The organism is Aeromonas sp. s6, assembly GCF_040907815.1.
Classification (GTDB): domain Bacteria; phylum Pseudomonadota; class Gammaproteobacteria; order Enterobacterales; family Aeromonadaceae; genus Aeromonas; species Aeromonas caviae.
In genome coordinates, this window is the sequence record NZ_JBFOCN010000105.1 from 51,672 (window position 1) to 67,564 (window position 15,893).

The 15,893-nt window shown below is 63.1% G+C and carries 13 protein-coding genes, 1 tRNA gene and 1 riboswitch; of the genes, 2 read left to right on the forward strand and 12 right to left on the reverse strand.

Annotated elements, in window-relative coordinates; translation table 11 throughout:
• Positions 1-16: 16 nt before the first annotated feature.
• The 5 genes from AB5Y50_RS16575 to AB5Y50_RS16595 form a co-directional block, all read right to left on the reverse strand.
• The gene (locus AB5Y50_RS16575; protein ID WP_049635960.1) at positions 17-1,543 is read right to left on the reverse strand and encodes a YjjI family glycine radical enzyme; all 1,527 of its coding nucleotides are present in this window, start codon (positions 1,541-1,543) and stop codon (positions 17-19) included.
• 122 nt (positions 1,544-1,665) lie between these two features.
• Positions 1,666-2,001 (reverse strand): AzlD domain-containing protein, encoded by a 336-nt coding sequence (locus AB5Y50_RS16580; protein ID WP_049635961.1) that lies wholly within the window; start codon positions 1,999-2,001, stop codon positions 1,666-1,668.
• 2 nt (positions 2,002-2,003) lie between these two features.
• Entirely contained in the window at positions 2,004-2,717 is a 714-nt protein-coding gene (locus AB5Y50_RS16585) for an AzlC family ABC transporter permease (protein WP_049635962.1), read from the reverse strand.
• Positions 2,718-2,838: 121 nt separating this feature from the next.
• Positions 2,839-3,315, reverse strand: a complete 477-nt coding sequence (locus AB5Y50_RS16590) for a murein L,D-transpeptidase family protein (protein WP_029313677.1) — start codon at positions 3,313-3,315, stop codon at positions 2,839-2,841.
• 397 nt (positions 3,316-3,712) lie between these two features.
• The gene (locus AB5Y50_RS16595; RefSeq protein ID WP_049635963.1) at positions 3,713-5,563 is read right to left on the reverse strand and encodes a M3 family metallopeptidase; all 1,851 of its coding nucleotides are present in this window, start codon (positions 5,561-5,563) and stop codon (positions 3,713-3,715) included.
• A 294-nt stretch (positions 5,564-5,857) separates the two neighbouring features.
• Here AB5Y50_RS16595 and AB5Y50_RS16600 point away from each other — a divergent pair, with 294 nt between their 5' ends.
• Positions 5,858-7,537, forward strand: a complete 1,680-nt coding sequence (locus tag AB5Y50_RS16600; protein ID WP_368163091.1) for a methyl-accepting chemotaxis protein — start codon at positions 5,858-5,860, stop codon at positions 7,535-7,537.
• A gap of 229 nt (positions 7,538-7,766) precedes the next feature.
• Positions 7,767-7,852, forward strand: a riboswitch (cyclic di-GMP riboswitch).
• 60 nt (positions 7,853-7,912) lie between these two features.
• Positions 7,913-9,334: an N-acetylglucosamine-binding protein GbpA gene (gbpA, locus tag AB5Y50_RS16605; protein WP_049635964.1), complete on the forward strand. Its 1,422-nt coding sequence runs from the start codon at positions 7,913-7,915 to the stop codon at positions 9,332-9,334.
• Positions 9,335-9,445: 111 nt separating this feature from the next.
• Here the strand turns inward: gbpA and cbl are convergent, their stop codons facing one another.
• The 7 genes from cbl to AB5Y50_RS16640 form a co-directional block, all read right to left on the reverse strand.
• Complete coding sequence (cbl, locus tag AB5Y50_RS16610) at positions 9,446-10,393, reverse strand: HTH-type transcriptional regulator Cbl (protein WP_010672828.1); 948 nt, start codon at positions 10,391-10,393, stop codon at positions 9,446-9,448.
• A gap of 116 nt (positions 10,394-10,509) precedes the next feature.
• Positions 10,510-11,577: a sulfate/molybdate ABC transporter ATP-binding protein gene (locus tag AB5Y50_RS16615; protein WP_161469993.1), complete on the reverse strand. Its 1,068-nt coding sequence runs from the start codon at positions 11,575-11,577 to the stop codon at positions 10,510-10,512.
• A gap of 32 nt (positions 11,578-11,609) precedes the next feature.
• Positions 11,610-12,503, reverse strand: coding sequence for a sulfate ABC transporter permease subunit CysW (cysW, locus tag AB5Y50_RS16620; RefSeq protein ID WP_161469994.1), 894 nt, complete (start codon positions 12,501-12,503; stop codon positions 11,610-11,612).
• On the reverse strand, positions 12,500-13,339 hold the full coding sequence (gene cysT, locus AB5Y50_RS16625) for a sulfate ABC transporter permease subunit CysT (protein WP_039039454.1): 840 nt from the start codon (positions 13,337-13,339) through the stop codon (positions 12,500-12,502). The genes cysW and cysT overlap by 4 nt, the downstream gene beginning before the upstream one ends.
• 269 nt (positions 13,340-13,608) lie before the next feature.
• On the reverse strand, positions 13,609-14,184 hold the full coding sequence (locus AB5Y50_RS16630) for an alpha/beta hydrolase (protein WP_161469995.1): 576 nt from the start codon (positions 14,182-14,184) through the stop codon (positions 13,609-13,611).
• 39 nt (positions 14,185-14,223) lie between these two features.
• Positions 14,224-15,225 carry a sulfate ABC transporter substrate-binding protein gene (locus AB5Y50_RS16635; protein ID WP_042864432.1) on the reverse strand — a complete coding sequence of 334 codons (1,002 nt, stop codon included), beginning with the start codon at positions 15,223-15,225 and terminating at the stop codon, positions 14,224-14,226.
• Positions 15,226-15,635: 410 nt separating this feature from the next.
• Positions 15,636-15,712 (reverse strand) — tRNA-Asp (locus tag AB5Y50_RS16640).
• Between the last annotated feature and the right edge of the window lie 181 nt (positions 15,713-15,893).

A 15,893-nucleotide genomic window follows, 5' to 3' on the forward strand; every position in this document is an offset into this window, starting at 1 on the left:
CTTCTGCATGCCGTTCTCAGTGCTCATTCAAGAGGGTCTCGATAGCCACCACCCGCGGTGCCCGCTGGCGGATCCCGGTCAGCTCGCTCGCCTCGGCGCCGAGGCTGGTGGTCTGCAGCCGCGACCCCTCCTCTGCGAAGCGTGCCACGTCGCTCTTGCGGATCATATAGCCGGTCACCCGCACCAGATCGCTGTCCGCCACGTTGGCACTGAATTCGCGCATGCCGAGGGCGAAGGCCCCCTTGCAGAGTTGCAGCAGCGCCTGCGGGTTCTGGCGTATGGTGGGATCCAGGGTCAGGATCTCGCTGATCCCGGAGTGATAAAAGCCGTGGTGGGGCGCCAGGGCCAGCAGGTGACTAGCGGGATCCGGCTCCTCGCCATAGGGGATCCGTACCCCCGGGGTCACGCCCCTGTCCACGCTGAGTCCCCCCTGGGCGTGGAGCAGGGCACGGCCGCCCCAGGCATGGGTCTGGCCCCTCCTGGCCACCCACTCGGAGAGGCGGGCCGAGATGCGATAGCCAAGCTGGTTGGCCTCATCGTCATGGCCATAGCGCCACGGCAAGCCTCCCTTTTCCATCAGCAGGTTCACCGCCTCCGCCATGCCAAAGATGCCGAACATGGGGACGAAGCGCGTCTCCTCGATCAGCCCCTCCTCCACCAGGAAGCTGTCGAAGAAACCCGACTCCCGGTGCAGGAAGGCGGCGCGCGCCTCGATGAGCCGCGAGGCCTGCTCGCAATAGTGAGGCAGTGTGCGCGCCATGAAATCCTCAACCCCTGCGCTCTGCCCGGCCACGCCCTTGAGGGAAAGGCGCACCAGGGTATTGGCACCGCCCCCCAGGGGCAGGGCATTGTAGCAACTGACGATGCCAAAGCCGCGTTCGTCGAAGGTGTCCCTGTGCAGCGGATAGTTGACAATGTGGGGCTTGCTGCAGGCCGAGATGTTCTCGACCCCTTGCAGCAACAGGCTGTCCGGTGTCTGCACCGGGTCGTGGAACAGACTGAGATTCGGCGCCACCTGCTGGAGTTCCCTGTCGATGCGCAGGATCAGCCGGCAGATCCGGTTGTCGTCGGGGCCGATGTTGACGTGCATGAAGGCATCCGGCAGCACCCGATCCAGATAGATCCAGAAGGCCTTCAGCTTGCGATGGAGCGTTTCATCATCCAGCTCACCGACGAAGGGCAGCAGCAGGTGATCGAGGCGCCCCAGCCAGACCGGCATGCTGGTGACGGAGGGCACGTGGTGGTAGAGGATGCGCAGGGCATCGAGGGCCTCGTCGAAGTCACGCGGTGGCGCCAGCTCCAGCCAGGCCGAGCCCTGTCGCAAAAACCGCTCGTAATCCGGCAGCACGTAGCGCGGCTTGTGGGGAGCGTGCCCCTCGAACATGTCGCACAGCACCCCTTGTGCCATGGCATCCTGCACGGCGGCAGGCAACTCGGGGTAAGGCAACGCGTTTTCGGCGGCGAGCGCCAGGGCCCGACCCTTCTGGGCCGGTGAGAGCAGAGGGTCGCGCACGATGCGCTGGCAGGTTTCGGTGAAGGACATGGTTCACTCCGTGGCGGGTGGAACCAAAATCCTCACACTTGAGAGGCCTTTTTTGAAGTGACATTCCCAACATGGCGGATATCCCATCAAGACATCCGCCATACCGGATCACGGCACGCCCTTCACCAGGGCCAGAACAGGGCCACGCCCCCCAGCCAGCGCAGCAGGAAGAAGCCCCCCATGCCGACGACCACCACCACCAGGGTAGGCAGGCGCAGCAGGGTCAGCACCGTCACCAGCAGGGTGGCGGCCAGGTAGTCCGGATCCCAGTCCAGCCCGCGGCCGGGCTCATAGCTGAAGACGATGGGCAGCCAGATGGCGGTCAGCACCGACTGGGCCGAGAAGCTGAGGAAAGCCCCCATCTCGGCCCCCGGCTGATAGCGGGTCAACCGCGAGAAGAAGGCAAAACGGTTGAAGAAAGTGATCAGGGCCAGCAGCCCTATCATCAGCCAGCCCATGATCACCTCCTCATCCGGTGCAATACATAGCCCACCACCATGCCGGCCAGGGCCGAGACGATGATATGGATCTCCGCCAGCAGCGGCTTGGTGACGAGCGCCGTCCCGCCGCTCACCAGAGTGGCCGCCACCATGGGCAGGTTCTTCATGGCGGGGAGCGTCATGGCGATAAAGGTGGCGGCGATGGCAAAGTCGAGCCCCATCTTGTCCAACCCGTCAATGTACTGGCCGGCGGCGATGCCGAGCAGGGTCGCCAGGTTCCAGAACAGATAGAAGACAAAGCCCGCGATGAGCGCATAGGCGGGATTGAAGGCGCCGCTGCGCTCCCTGTCTTTCAGCGCCACCGCAAACATCTCGTCGGTCAGGAAGAAGGCGAGGCTGGCCCGCCAGCGCAGGGAGAGCGGCAGCACGTCGCGCCGGAAGGTGAAGCCATAGAGCAGATGCTGGGAGGTGATCACCATGGTGGAGCCCATGATGGGCAGCAGCGGCGTCCCCGCCCCGAACAAGGTGGTGGCCGAGAGCTGGGCCGCCCCCGCATAGACCAGCAGCGACATCAGCTGTGCCTGGAGCGGGCTCATACCCGCCTGAAGCGCCAGGGCGCCACACAGTATTCCCCAGGGGATGACGGAAATGGAGAGCGGGAGCATATCCAGGGTGGCACGCCACCAGAGCGCCCCCGTGCGCTCGGGCACAGGGAGGCGGGTTTCCGACATCATGGGATCATCCTTGTCACAGCCAATGCGAACCGGAAAAACTAGCACGGCGCAGGAGGCAGTGTCACGTCATGGTCTGCGACAAATGCAACGCCCGCATGAGAGCGGGCGTTGGCAGACAGGATCAGGGCTCGATGATGATGGGAGTGCCGGGCTCGATGGCGTTCCAGATCTCGTCCATCTCGTGGTTCAGCACCGCGATGCAGCCATTGGTCCAGTTGGACGGCTGCACCCTGCGATCCCCCAGGCTGTTGCGCTGGCCGTGGATCATGATCATGCCGCCCGGGTTCACACCCAGCTCGTTGGCGCGCTTGATGTCGTCCAGATTCGGGTAGTTGATGTGAATGGCCTTGTAGAAACCGGAGTTGCTCTTCTTGTAGTCCAGGGTATAGCGACCTTCCGGGGTACGCTGATCCCCTTCACGCTGCTTGTGTCCCTTGGGAGCCGGGCCCAGGGCAATCCAGTAGCGCTTCACTTCCTTGCCATCCTTCATCAGGGTCAGGCTGTAACTCGACTTCTTCACCACCACCATATCGGCGGACAGAGTGGCAAAACTCAACGCGGGCCACAGCCCCAGCAAACACAGCAATACGGCTCTCACTATCCATCCCTCTGCGAGCCTTCTGGGCTCTCTTGTTAGCAAATCATCTGAATGCCGCCACCCTCTGGTGGCGAGCGAGCGCCATGATATGGGATCGCCGTGAATACTCAATATATCGGGAGAAACATATCTGTGGCCAGCAGGGGGAAATGGCCGTCAGCCCGCCATGCAGACACCCTGCCAAGGGCAGGGCGTCGCCTATTGCCCGCAACCGGGCGCCTCAGCGCTGATCGTCAAGGCCTAGAAGATGGCGCAGGAAGAAAAACCAGCGGGCAGCGCCGTCAAGGACACTTGAGCCTGTCCACCACCAATCCAAGGCTGGCGCCATGGGGTCAGGCCATCTCAACGCACAAAAAAGAGCCCCTGATGGGGCTCTTTTGACAGTGCGACACAGGGCTCAGGCCAGGGTCACTGGTTCGGCGGTCTCAAGGCGCCGGATCCAGGCCTCGAAGTCTGCCAGCATGCGCGCCTCGGACTCGCTGTTGTCGGCGATGAGCTCGGCCCCGTGTACCACCCGGATATGGGCGTCGAGGGGCGTTCCCTCCCCTGCCGGTGGGCGCTGCCGCGCGGCCGCCATGCATGCTTGCGCCTGTTGCCACGCCTCGGCGGCACTCCGGTTGCACGCCTCTGCCAGCGGCACCGCACTGAAACCCTCGCCGGTGAGGCTCTGCAGTGTCTCGTCGTGGGTCATGCCGTTGCCCGGTCCCCAATAGTGGGCGGCCAGATCCGGCCCGATGCGCGGGTTGTCGGTGAGGTAGCCGTCGCGCCTCAGGAAATAAGCGCGGGTCTGCTCCACCGCCATCAGTGCCAGCAGATAGCCGTGATAGGCGCAGGCCGACTCCTGGTTCAGAAGGTGTGGGATGGCCAGCAGCGGGCGCGGGCTATCCACCCCCAGGATCTTGCGCTCCCACTTGCGGGCCAGGGCCAGCACGGCTGCCGGGGTGCGCTCGCTATCTGCCATGGCGTAGAGATCCCGCTCGAAGTAGGCCACCAGCGCGATCAGGCGCTCGTTGAAGGCGCGAAATGGCTGGCGCGCTTCAATCATGGCCTGGATAAGCGCATCGGGGATGGGTTCTCCCGCCGCGTTTCTGGCGTAGCGCTTGAGCCAGTCCGCGTCGTCCAGCAGGCTGTCGCAGAACATGGACTGGGTCTCGGCATAGGCCATGGAGGTGGGCGGAAACTCCTGGGAGAAGCAGGGCGCGTTGCCGGTGACGTTGGCAAAGTGCGCCGCGTGGCCTCCCTCGTGGAACAGGGTGTTGAGCCCACTCCAGCCGCTGCCCACCTGGGCCGGATTGGCCAGGCTGGTGAAATTGACCACCGCCGGCACCCACTCCCCATCCTGCCAGAAGCTCGGCACCGGGCCGTGACAGAAGCCGTTCTCGTATTTTCCCTCCCGGGTCAGCAGATCCAGGGTGAGGGTGGCACCGCGGTACTGGATGCCGAGCCGGCGGAAGCTCTCGACCCAATCCTTCAGCGCCCGGGAGAAGGGCACGTAAGGGTCGAGCTGGCGGGTCACGTCACCACTCACGCTGTAGCGCAGGTTGTGGGGCAGCAGGGCTGCTTCCCCCTTGGCCGCTTTCAGCTCCGCCAGACTCTGGTGCAAGCGGGCATCGGTGCGGGCGATGAAGTCGTCAAGAATGGCAAACAGCTGCTCCGGGCTCATCTGCTCGTTCTTGTGCACCTTGTAATCGAAGTAGTCGCGATAGCCCATGGCACGGGCAAAGCGGTTGCGCAGCGCGACGATGGCCAGATAGCCGTTGTCGACCACCCACTGCTCCAGGGTGTGGAACATGGCGAGCGCGCTCTGGCGCACCGCCTCGTCGCTGCTGGCGGCCAGCGCCGTGCTGGCGGCGGGCAGACTGCCGGGCACCTGGCGGCCCTGCTCGTCCAGCAAGGTAAGCTTCAACCCCTTGCGACGGGCGAAGAGATCCGCCTCGGCGGCCACCAGCTCGTCCATCAGGGCGGAGGCACCGGGATCTTCGATGACGTTGCACTCGAAGAAGGCGATCCAGCCCCCCAGACCACGCCTGAGATCCGCCTCTTCGGCCTGGGCCTGCATCTCCCGCAACACCGGCAGGCGGGCAGGATCGGCACAGAACGCCTTGTAGGCCTGTTCGGCCGCGGTGAAGCCTGCCTGATCGTCGCTGGTGCCCATGTAGGTGGACCAGAACAGGTCCTCCTTGCGTCTGTGCACCTGCAGGTAATCGGCATTGAGCTGGTTGAGATAATTCCTGGCAATGGAACTCATAACTTCCCTCTTGTTATGGGGCGACCACGGGGCGCCCACTCCTTTTTGGTGAAATGCCAACCCATTCACACTTCTTGCAAATTGAGTAGACAAATTGTGCGCCGGGATGCGCGCCATCACGCTATCAAAAGCGAGGGTTTCTGTCTGCTGGCTATACTGGTTGTCAAACTGCTCAATTGGCTGTTTTCCACCGCAACCCATTGAAAGTTAATGACATGTTAAAAATAATAACAATCAGGTCCGGCCGGCAGTTCGGCCACAATCAGACCCGCATGGGAAAGTAAGGATAAGACTATGTTCAAGCTCGGTGATATTGCCGTGAGTCGCAAGCTGATGCTGCTGCTCTCACTGGCCCTGGTCGGCTTCATCGCACTGCTGCTCATCTCGGCCAGTGCCCTGCACCGCAATCTGATGAGTGAACGGGAAGCCAGGCTGCAGGCGGTGCTGGATCTGGCCATGAGCCGGATCCAGGCTCTGGCCGCCACCCTCCCCCCGGAGCAGGCCAAGGCACAGGCCAAGGCCATGCTCGACAGCATGCGCTTTGACGGGGACAACTACCTGTTCGTGTTGGATGAAGATCGTCGGGTGGTGGTGCATCCCGCCAAACCCGAGCTGGTCGGCCAGCAGATGGGCGACAACCCTGCCGAGTCCCACTGGCAGCACATGGTGGATCTCGGCAAGGGCGGCCACCAGGGCAGGCTGGAGTATCAGTGGGTCTCCCCGTCCGGCGAGGCGGCCCAGAAGATGTCGCTGGTGACGGGCTACCAGCCCTGGGGCTGGATCCTGGGCTCCGGTGTGTTGTTGCAGGACATTGAGGCTACCATGTGGTCGCAATATGAGTGGATGGGTGGCGCCACCTTGCTGGTGATCCTGTTGATGGGGCTGCTGGGACTCGCCATCAGCCGCTCCATCGTCAATCCCCTGGCCGAGATCAACAAGGCCATGGCCCGGGTCGCGGCCGGCGATCTGGTGGTCAGCATCCCGGTGCTGGGCAGGGATGAGCTCGGCGCCGTCGCCAGCTCCACCAACCAGGGGCTGGATGCCATCCGCCGCGCCCTGCTGGAGGCGAGCCAGGGGGCCCGCAACGTGGCGGATGCCGCCCTGCGCATCGCCGCCTCCGCCGAACAGACCAACCAGGCGGTCAACAGTCAGCGGGATCAGCTCGCCCAGCTCGCCACCGCCATGAACGAGATGAGCGCCACCATCGCCGACGTGGCGGGTCACGCCGAAAACACAGCCCGTGACACCCAGGATGCCACCAGCGAGGCCGGGCTCGGCAACCAGGATGTCCATGCCAGCGTGCACGGCATCCAGGCGCTGGCCACCGAGGTGGATCAGGCCACCTCGCAGGTCAACCAGCTCAAGGAGGGTGTGATGCAGATAAGCGAGGTGACGGCGGTCATCAGCGCCATCTCGGAGCAGACCAACCTGCTGGCCCTCAACGCCGCCATCGAGGCGGCCCGGGCCGGCGAGCAGGGCCGTGGCTTCGCCGTGGTGGCCGACGAGGTGCGCCAGCTGGCCAGTCGTACCCGCCACTCCACCGAGGAGATCCAGAGTACCATCACCCAGTTGCAGCAACGGGCTGTCACCGCCGCCAACGCCATGGACGCCAGCCGCAAGCTGGCGGAGAGCAGCGTCAACCAGTCCGAGAAGGCGGGGCAGGATCTCTCCCTCATCGTCAATCACATCCAGCACGTGAGCGACATGGCGACCCAGATCGCCACGGCGGCAGAGCAGCAGAGCATGGTGGCGGAAGACATGAACCGCAACGTCAGCGGCATCAACGACTCGGCGCTAGAGATGTCCCAGGCGGCCTCCCAGTTGGCCCAGGAGAGCGAACTGCTGGCCGGTCTCTCCCGAAGCCTCGACGAGCGACTGGCGGTGTTCAAGCTCGACAACGCCCAAGCCCAGGACAGGATGATGCGACCGACCCAGGCGTCCTCTTCCCGAGCAGGCATGCAACCCCGCCACTGAGTGGCCCCGTGAGCCCCTGCCAGGCTGGCAGGGGCTCCCTTCCTGTCATGGCCACGGGAGCCTCTCCCGGGCCACCCTCTCGCACTGAACCAGCGCGCAGATCCCGATGGAGCAATCTGCTGCTGATGCGTTGCTCCGATGAGATGGCACTGTCAATTTTTACACTTATTTTTTTAACAAAATATAGTCATGATGAGTGGTCGCCACAGGCGGCACCATGATCCTTTCTGTAGTCATTTGGCAAACTGGTTGAAAGGCCAGGACGCAAAGCCTCCGGTCTAAAGACAAGCTGTCCAGGATAGCGGGGTTGCAGCACCGTGTTTCGGGGAACTCCCCTGCCAACGTGACTGCCCACATCACCGAACAGAGGAATGTATGGCAGCAAATATCCGACTCACCCATCTCGCGGCAGCGCTGGCGCTGCTGGCCAGTGGCGGCGTGCTCGCTCACGGCTACATCAGCCAGCCCGAAGGGCGCAACTACCTGTGCAAGACAGGGGGCAACAGCCAGTGTGGCGCCATCCAGTGGGAACCCCAGAGCCTGGAAGCCCCCTCCGGCTTCCCCGATGGCGGCCCCGCCGACGGCCAGATAGCCTCGGCCGGTCACCCCCAATTCGGCGAGCTCAACACCCAGACCCTCGATCGCTGGACCAAGCGTGAGGTGCAGGCCGGTCCCTTCGCCATCAGCTGGACCTTCACTGCCAACCACGTGACCCGCAACTGGCGCTACTACCTCACCAAGCAGGACTGGAACCCGAACCAGCCCCTCACCCGGGATGCGTTCGATCTCAATCCCTTCTGCGTCATCGACGGCAACATGGTGCAGCCCCCCAAACAGGTGACCCATCAGTGCACCCTGCCCCCGCGTACCGGTTATCAGGTCATTCTCGGGGTGTGGGAGGTAGGGGATACCGCCAACAGCTTCTATAACCTGATCGACGCCCGGTTCAAGGATGGCACCCAGCCCCCGCTGACCTGGAGCCAGGGAGGGACCATCTATCCCTCCATCGACCTGGTGGCGGGTGACAAAGCCAGAACCCGGGTGTTCGATGCCAATGGCGAGCGCACCGATCTCCAGACCGAGCTGACCATCGCCAGCGCCGGACAGGGCCAGAAGAACAACTGGGCCCACGCCCTGGCGAGCAAGATCAACGCCGAGCAAAGCCAGATCCGTGCTGGCCAGCAAGGTACGGACGGCCAGTTCAACCCCGTCTATGGCCAGAACCCGGTCTACCTCAAGGCTGGCAGCAACCTGCAACGGGTCGAGATCCAGCTTGAGCAACAGCAGCCCCCGGTGGAGAACGGGATCAGCGTGAGCGGTCTGGCGAGCGACTACACGCTCGACAACGGCAAGCTCACCCTGATGTTCACCGTCACGGCCCAGGGGGATCTCGCCATCACCAACACCCTCTATGACCACGGCGGTGTCGCCAGGGGACAGAGCAGTGCCGACATCAAGGACGGCAGCCAGAGTTTCTCCATGGCGCTGACCGGCTTGAGTGCGGGCCACCATCAGCTGGTGATCGAGGGCAAACCCAAGGCCGGTGGTGACGCGGTGCAACAGACCCTGGATCTCATGTTCAAGGATCCGGCAAGCGGGGGCGATTACCAGTTCACCTTCCCGGACGGCCTCAAGTCCTACACCGCCGGAACCCGGGTGCTGCAGCCGAAAAACGGCAAGGTCTATCAGTGCAAACCCTTCCCCTACAGCGGCTGGTGCAGCCAGTGGGCGAGCACGGCCACCCAGTATGAACCGGGCGTAGGCTCCCACTGGCAGGAGGCCTGGACAGCGCAGTGATGGGACGTATCCGACCTGGCGGGAACCCGCTCGGCGTTTCCAGTGCCAGATCAGGTCAACATCAAACAAACGGGGAGCCCATGGCTCCCCGTTTTTCATCCACCCCTCGGTTCAGATCTGATAGTCGAGCAGGGGCTCGTTGCTCATGGCGCGGGCCTGGATCTCCGCCAGCGCCAGCTCGGGGTTGCAGAGCTGGATGAACTGCCAGGCAAAGTTGTGCTGGAACTGCCCCTGCTTGAGGCCGATCCAGGCGGTGTGCGGCGCAAACAACCGACTGCCGTCCAGTTGCACCAGTCCCTTGTCCCGCTGGGAATCGAACGCCATGTCCGCCAGTATGCCCACCCCCATCTCCAGCTCGACATAGGTCTTGATGACGTCGGAGTCCTGGGCGGTCAGCAGGATCTGCGGCACTATGCCCGCCTCGGCAAAGGCATCATCCACCCGTGCCCGACCGGTGAGGCCGGCCTGATAGGTGACGATGGGCCAGTGGGCCAGAGCGGCCAGGGTCAGCTCCCGCTCGGCGGTGAGGGGGTGCTGCTCCGGCACGACGATATTGTGGTGCCAGCGGTAGTAGGGAAAGGCCACCACCCCTTCGCTCTTGTCGAGCTGCTCGCTGCTGATGCCGATGTCCACCTCGCCGGTCTGCACCAGCCGCACTATCTCCTCCGGGCTGCCCTGGCGCAGCTCCAGCTGTACCAGGGGGAACTGCTCGCGAAACGCCTTCACCACCCGGGGCAGGGCGTAACGCGCCTGGGTGTGGGTGGTCGCGATGAGCAGCCGGCCCGAGTCGCGGTTGGCGAAGGTACTCGCCAGTTTGCGGATGTTGTCGGCATCCCCCAGGATACGCTCGGCGATCACCAGCAACTCCTTGCCCGGCTCGGTCATACCGAGCAGACGCTTGCCATAGCGAATGAAAAGGGCGAGCCCCAGCTCCTCCTCCAACTCGCGAATGTGGCGGCTGACCCCGGACTGGGAAGTAAAGAGGGCATTGGCCACGTCGGTCAGGTTGTAATCCCGCCGTGCCGCCTCCCGAATGATTCGCAATTGCTGAAAGTTCACCTCATCGCCTCCTGCGCTGAGTGGCGGTGGCTCGTGCCACCGTCCTCTTGTTATGGATTGCCGGGATCATGGCCCGGCAGCAAGCCTGACAGAGGGCCGCACCTCGCGGCTTGCCCTCAGATCTGGTAGTCGGGATAGAGCTGTGCCTGCCTGGCCACCAGACGTACCCCCTGGCCCGGGGCGAAGGCCCGGGCGGCCTCCTTGCTCAGCTCGGCCTCGTAATGGGCACCTCCCGTCTCCCCGTCACCACGCAGCTCCACCCGGATGCGCGGCCCCATGGGCAGCAACCGGGTGATGGTGGCGCGAATGCCCCCCGGGGCGTCCGCCGGCAGTATCTCCAGCTCGTGGGGGCGCACATAGGCGATGGCCGCGATCCCCTCCGCCAGGTGGGAGGGGATAGGGCCCCCCAGCTGCTGCTCGCCGATGCCGAGCCCCTGCCCGGCCACCCGGCCGCGGAACAGGTTCACGCTGCCGAGGAAGCTGTGCACGAAGGCGCTGGCGGGCTGGTCATAGACCTCGGCCGGGGTGCCTATCTGCTCCACCTTGCCGGCGTTCATCAGCACCACCCGATCCGCCACCTCCAGCGCCTCCTCCTGATCGTGGGTCACGAACAGGCTGGTGACGTGCAGCTCGTCATGCAGTTCGCGCAGCCAACGGCGCAGCTCCTTGCGCACCTGGGCGTCGAGGGCGCCGAAGGGCTCGTCCAGCAGCAGCACCTTGGGCTGCACCGCCAGGGCGCGGGCCAGGGCGACCCGCTGACGCTGGCCGCCGGAGAGCTGGGTAGGATAGCGCCCGGCCACGTGGCTGAGCTGCACCAGATCCAGCAGCTCCTTGACCCGGGCGCGGATGGCCTCCTCGTTCGGTCGGTCGGCGCGCGGCTTGACCCTCAGACCGAACGCCACGTTCTCGAACACCGTCATGTGGCGGAACAGGGCGTAGTGCTGGAATACGAAGCCGACGTTGCGATCGCGCACGTGGAGATCCGATGCATCCTCTCCGCGGATGATGACGCTGCCGCTGTCGGCCTGTTCCAGCCCGGCGATGATCCGCAGCAAGGTGGTCTTGCCGCAGCCGGAGGGGCCCAGCAGGGCCACCAGTTCACCGTCGTGAAAGTCGAGGTTGATATCGGCCAGGGCCGCGTACTGATTGAAATGCTTGTTGAGTCCTTGCACCTGAATGCTCATGGATGCCTCTCTTGATAACCGTTAATTCGAGATCAATGGGACTGGGTCGGCTGACTGCGCAGCCTGGCCAGCAGGGTTTCACCCAGCAGGGTGAAGATCCCGAACAGCGCCAGCAGGCTGGCCACCGCGAAGGCGGCGCCGGTCTGGTACTCGTTGTAGAGGATCTCGATGTGCAGTGGCAGCGTGTTGGTCTGGCCGCGAATATGGCCGGAGACCACGGAGACGGCGCCGAACTCCCCCACCGCCCGGGCGGTACAGAGCAGCAGGCCATACATCAGGCTCCAGCGGATGCCGGGCAGGGTGACGCGCCAGAACATCTGCAACCCGCTTGCCCCCAGCATGATGGCGGCCTCCTCTTCCTCCGGGCCGCGCGCCTCCATCTGGGGCAGCAGCTCGCGCACCACGAAGGGCACGGTGATGAAGGTGGTCGCCAGGATAATCCCCGGGGTGGCGAAGATGATCTTGATGTCGTGCTCGCCGAGCCACTCGCCGAACCAGCCGCGACTGCCGAACATCAGCACGAACATCAGGCCGGCGATGACGGGGGACACCGAGAACGGCAGATCGATGATGGTGATGAGCAGTTGCCGCCCTGGGAAGCGGAAGCGGGCGATGGCCCAGGCCGCCGCCACACCGAACAGCAGGTTCAGGGGCACGGCGCAGAGCGTCACCAGGGCCGTCAGCCCGAGGGCACTCAGGGCATCCGGCTCGCTGATGGCGTGCCAGAAGAAGGCCAGCCCAGGTCGCAGGGCCTGGATGAAGACGGTGGCCAGCGGCAACAGCAGCAAGGCGGCAAACCAGCCCAGACCGACGGTGACCAGCAGCCATTTGACCCAGACCGGTTCATGGGTCACCGGGGGATGACGCGCCGGGGTGGCCGAAGCGGACTCCTGGGCCTGATCGAGATGTGCAGTAGAGGCGTTCATATACGGCTTCCTCCGATGCGAGCCCAGCTCCAGGCTTGCAACTTGTTGATGAGCAACAGCAGCACAAAGGAAATGAGCAGCATGACAGACGCAATGGCCGATGCACCGGCGTAGTCATACTCCTCCAGGTGACTCATGATCATCAGGGGGGCAATCTCGGACACCATGGGGAGGTTGCCGGCAATGAAGATGACAGAGCCGTACTCCCCCACGCCGCGAGCAAATGCCAGGGCAAAGCCGGTGAGCAGCGCAGGTACCAGGGTCGGCCACAGTACCCGAATGAAGGTCTGCCAGCGGTTGGCACCCAGGCTCGCAGCCGCCTCCTCTTGCTCGCTCTCCGCTTCCCGCAACACCGGCTGCAGGGTACGCACCACAAAGGGCAGCCCGATAAAGGTCAGGGCAATGACCACTCCTATGGGGTTGTAGGCAAGCTCGATGCCCAGCGGAGCGACCCATTGGCCAATCCAGCCGTTGGGGGCAAAGATGGCGCACAGGGCGATGCCGGAGACGGCAGTCGGCATGGCAAAGGGCAGGTCGATCAGCGCATCCACCAGTCTGCGGCCGGGGAAGGTATAGCGCACCAGTACCCAGGCCAGTATCAGACCGAACAGACTGTTGAGCAGGGCGGCAATGAAGGCGGCACCAAAGCTCAGGCGAAAGGAGGCGAGCACCCGGGGGGAGCCGATCACCTGCCAGAACTCGGCGGCGCTCAGGTTGTTCACCGCAAACAGCACCAGTGCCGAGAGCGGCAGCAGCACCAGTATGCCCAGATAGAGCAGACTGAAGCCCAGCGTTGGCCCCAGGCCTGGCAGGACGGAATAAGAACTTAATCGCATAACACATCCGTTTGTTATAAATACTTTGGATGTGACGATTTTGCTCACGGCGGCCAGGGACAACAAACACCAATAATGCCTTTGCTAAGCACTTTTTTATCTAACAATGGTGGAACAAGGCTTTTAGAGCGATAAGCATAAAAAAAGGTCTTTTATATAAATAAAAGACCTAAAAGACGGAGCGGTAAAACCGGGAACATGCAAAGTCAGTCACGCTGGCCAAGTTGCCAGCCTGTCTGGAAATCGTGCCGAGACAATCCGAGGGGCACTCATCGAAAACTGAGTGCGGCCTGCTTGCCCCACTCGGCAGGAGCAGGCTCCACCACCATTTCGGCACGGCGGTATAGGGTGCTGAGCAAAGCGAGCCCCTGGTGCCACTCCCCATGGCCGGACTGGGCATTGATATGGCCCACTTCCCCCGCATCGAACAACGGCACCTGCCACTGCCGGCTCCAGAACTCTGCCCGCTCGAAACTCATCCAGGGGTCATTGCGGCTGGCGATCAACTGGGCAGAGACCTTGATGGACCCCGTCAACACCTCATCCGGGATACCGAAACGGGCAGGATCGGCAGGGGCAACGATGAAGATGGAAGAGACCTTGTCTGGTTGCAGTCTGGCGGCAGCGATGGCCGTTAGAGCGCCGAAGGAGTGGGCGACCAGGTGGACCCGGCTGCGCCGGCTCCTGAGCTTGCTCGCCAGCTTGGCGCTCCAGACCGTGAGATCCGGCTTGTCCCAGGGCAGACCCATCATTCTCTGCCACTGGGGAAATTGCTGGTGCCAGCGGCTCTGCCAGTGATCCGGCCCACTGTTGTGCAGACCGGGAACCAGAAGGATCTTGTTCATCGTGGTACTCCTATCTGTTGTCACAGGGGCCTGCGTCTCTTAGCGGCCCGGTTGGTAAATCTGGTCAAACGATCCGCCCTGGGCAAAGTGCTTCTTCTGTGCCTTGTCCCAATCTCCTTCCAGATCCTTGACAGTAAAGAGCGTCAGGTTGGGGAACTGGGCCGCTGTCTCCTTCAGGATCGCCGGATTGCTCGGACGATAGTGGTATTTGGCGATGATGCGCTGCCCTTCGTCGGAGTAGAGATACTCGAGGTAAGCCTTGGAGACGGCCTCGGTACCATGCTTCTTGGCTACCTTGTCCACCACGGCTACCGGCGGCTCGGCCAGGATGGAGACCGAGGGCACCACCAGTTCGAACTTGTCGCTGGTACCCGGCTGATTGAGCACCAGCAACGCTTCATTTTCCCAGGCCAGCAACACATCCCCGAGCCCGCGTTCGATGAAGCTGGTGGTGGCGCCACGTGCCCCGGAGTCCAGCACCTTCACATTCTTGAACAGATCGCTGACAAACTGTTTGGCGCCCTCTTCAGTGCCGCTTTTCTTCAGCGCATAGCCCCAGGCAGCCAGATAATTCCAGCGCGCACCGCCGGAGGTCTTGGGGTTGGGGGTGATGATGGCGACATCCTTGCGCACCAGGTCGCCCCAATCCTTGATCTGCTTGGGATTCCCCTTGCGCACCAGGAAGACGATGGTGGAGGTGTAGGGAGAGGCATTGTTGGCCAAACGCCCTTCCCAGTCGCTGGCGGTGAGACCTGCCTTGGCCACCGCATCCACGTCATAGGCCAGCGCCAGGGAGACCACATCAGCCTCCAGTCCGTCCACCACGGCACGAGCCTGTTTGCCTGAGCCACCGTGTGACTGGCTCACCACCACATCGTCGCCGGTTTTGGCCTTCCACTCCTTGGCAAAGGCACTGTTGTACTCCTGGAACAGCTCCCGCGTCGGGTCATAGGAGACATTCAGCAGCCGCACCTCGGCGGCTTGGACCTGACCGAGAGCCAGCAGGGAGAGAACGGTGAGAGCGGTCATTCGCAGTTTCATGGTGATACTCCATATCGTTGGGTTGAGTACAGCATGCCCGCTTATGCATATTCCATGAAGAAAGAAAAAGCGCTTTGCTTATCTCTTATCCGCATATGAGCTCCCGATGGTCCTCTGGCACTCTCGGCCAGAGCGTATTTTCGCGCTTGCGGTGCTCATCTCCAGACACGACAAAGCCCGGCCGATTGGCAGGGTTGGGAAAAGATGGAGGAACAAAGGCAAACCAGAGCGAAGGGTAAGCCCTGGGTAAAGGGACAATGCCAGACACGCAATCACCACAGGGGGGAAGAGGCGGGTTGTCCGTGACAAGTGGCGATTCAGACCCGCCGGTTGCCTCTTGTTCCCTGAGCTCTTATCCAGACGCCAGAAAGCAAAAAGGCCTTCCCGACAGGGAAGGCCTTTCAATTTAGTGGCGGAGCGGACGGGACTCGAACCCGCGACCCCCGGCGTGACAGGCCGGTATTCTAACCGACTGAACTACCGCTCCGCATTCGGTTAGCTTTCGCTAAATCTTTTGCTGCTTCTTTATGAGGTGTCATCCTCGCAGCCAGTAACGTGATTTTGCACATCACTGTTTAATTGGGTGCCTGGCAGTGTCCTACTCTCGCATGGCGAATGCCACACTACCATCGGCGCTACAGCGTTTCACTTCTGAGTTCGGCATGGGG

What these genes read in the sequence shown, in the direction of transcription:
- AB5Y50_RS16575 (WP_049635960.1), bottom strand. Translation starts at nt 1,543, where the DNA reads ATGTCCTTCACCGAAACCTGCCAGCGCATCGTGCGCGACCCTCTGCTC.
- AB5Y50_RS16580 (WP_049635961.1), bottom strand. Translation starts at nt 2,001, where the DNA reads ATGGGCTGGCTGATGATAGGGCTGCTGGCCCTGATCACTTTCTTCAAC.
- AB5Y50_RS16585 (WP_049635962.1), bottom strand. Translation starts at nt 2,717, where the DNA reads ATGATGTCGGAAACCCGCCTCCCTGTGCCCGAGCGCACGGGGGCGCTC.
- AB5Y50_RS16595 (WP_049635963.1), bottom strand. Translation starts at nt 5,563, where the DNA reads ATGAGTTCCATTGCCAGGAATTATCTCAACCAGCTCAATGCCGATTAC.
- AB5Y50_RS16600 (WP_368163091.1), top strand. Translation starts at nt 5,858, where the DNA reads ATGTTCAAGCTCGGTGATATTGCCGTGAGTCGCAAGCTGATGCTGCTG.
- gbpA (WP_049635964.1), top strand. Translation starts at nt 7,913, where the DNA reads ATGGCAGCAAATATCCGACTCACCCATCTCGCGGCAGCGCTGGCGCTG.
- AB5Y50_RS16615 (WP_161469993.1), bottom strand. Translation starts at nt 11,577, where the DNA reads ATGAGCATTCAGGTGCAAGGACTCAACAAGCATTTCAATCAGTACGCG.
- cysW (WP_161469994.1), bottom strand. Translation starts at nt 12,503, where the DNA reads ATGAACGCCTCTACTGCACATCTCGATCAGGCCCAGGAGTCCGCTTCG.
- cysT (WP_039039454.1), bottom strand. Translation starts at nt 13,339, where the DNA reads ATGCGATTAAGTTCTTATTCCGTCCTGCCAGGCCTGGGGCCAACGCTG.
- AB5Y50_RS16630 (WP_161469995.1), bottom strand. Translation starts at nt 14,184, where the DNA reads ATGAACAAGATCCTTCTGGTTCCCGGTCTGCACAACAGTGGGCCGGAT.
- AB5Y50_RS16635 (WP_042864432.1), bottom strand. Translation starts at nt 15,225, where the DNA reads ATGAAACTGCGAATGACCGCTCTCACCGTTCTCTCCCTGCTGGCTCTC.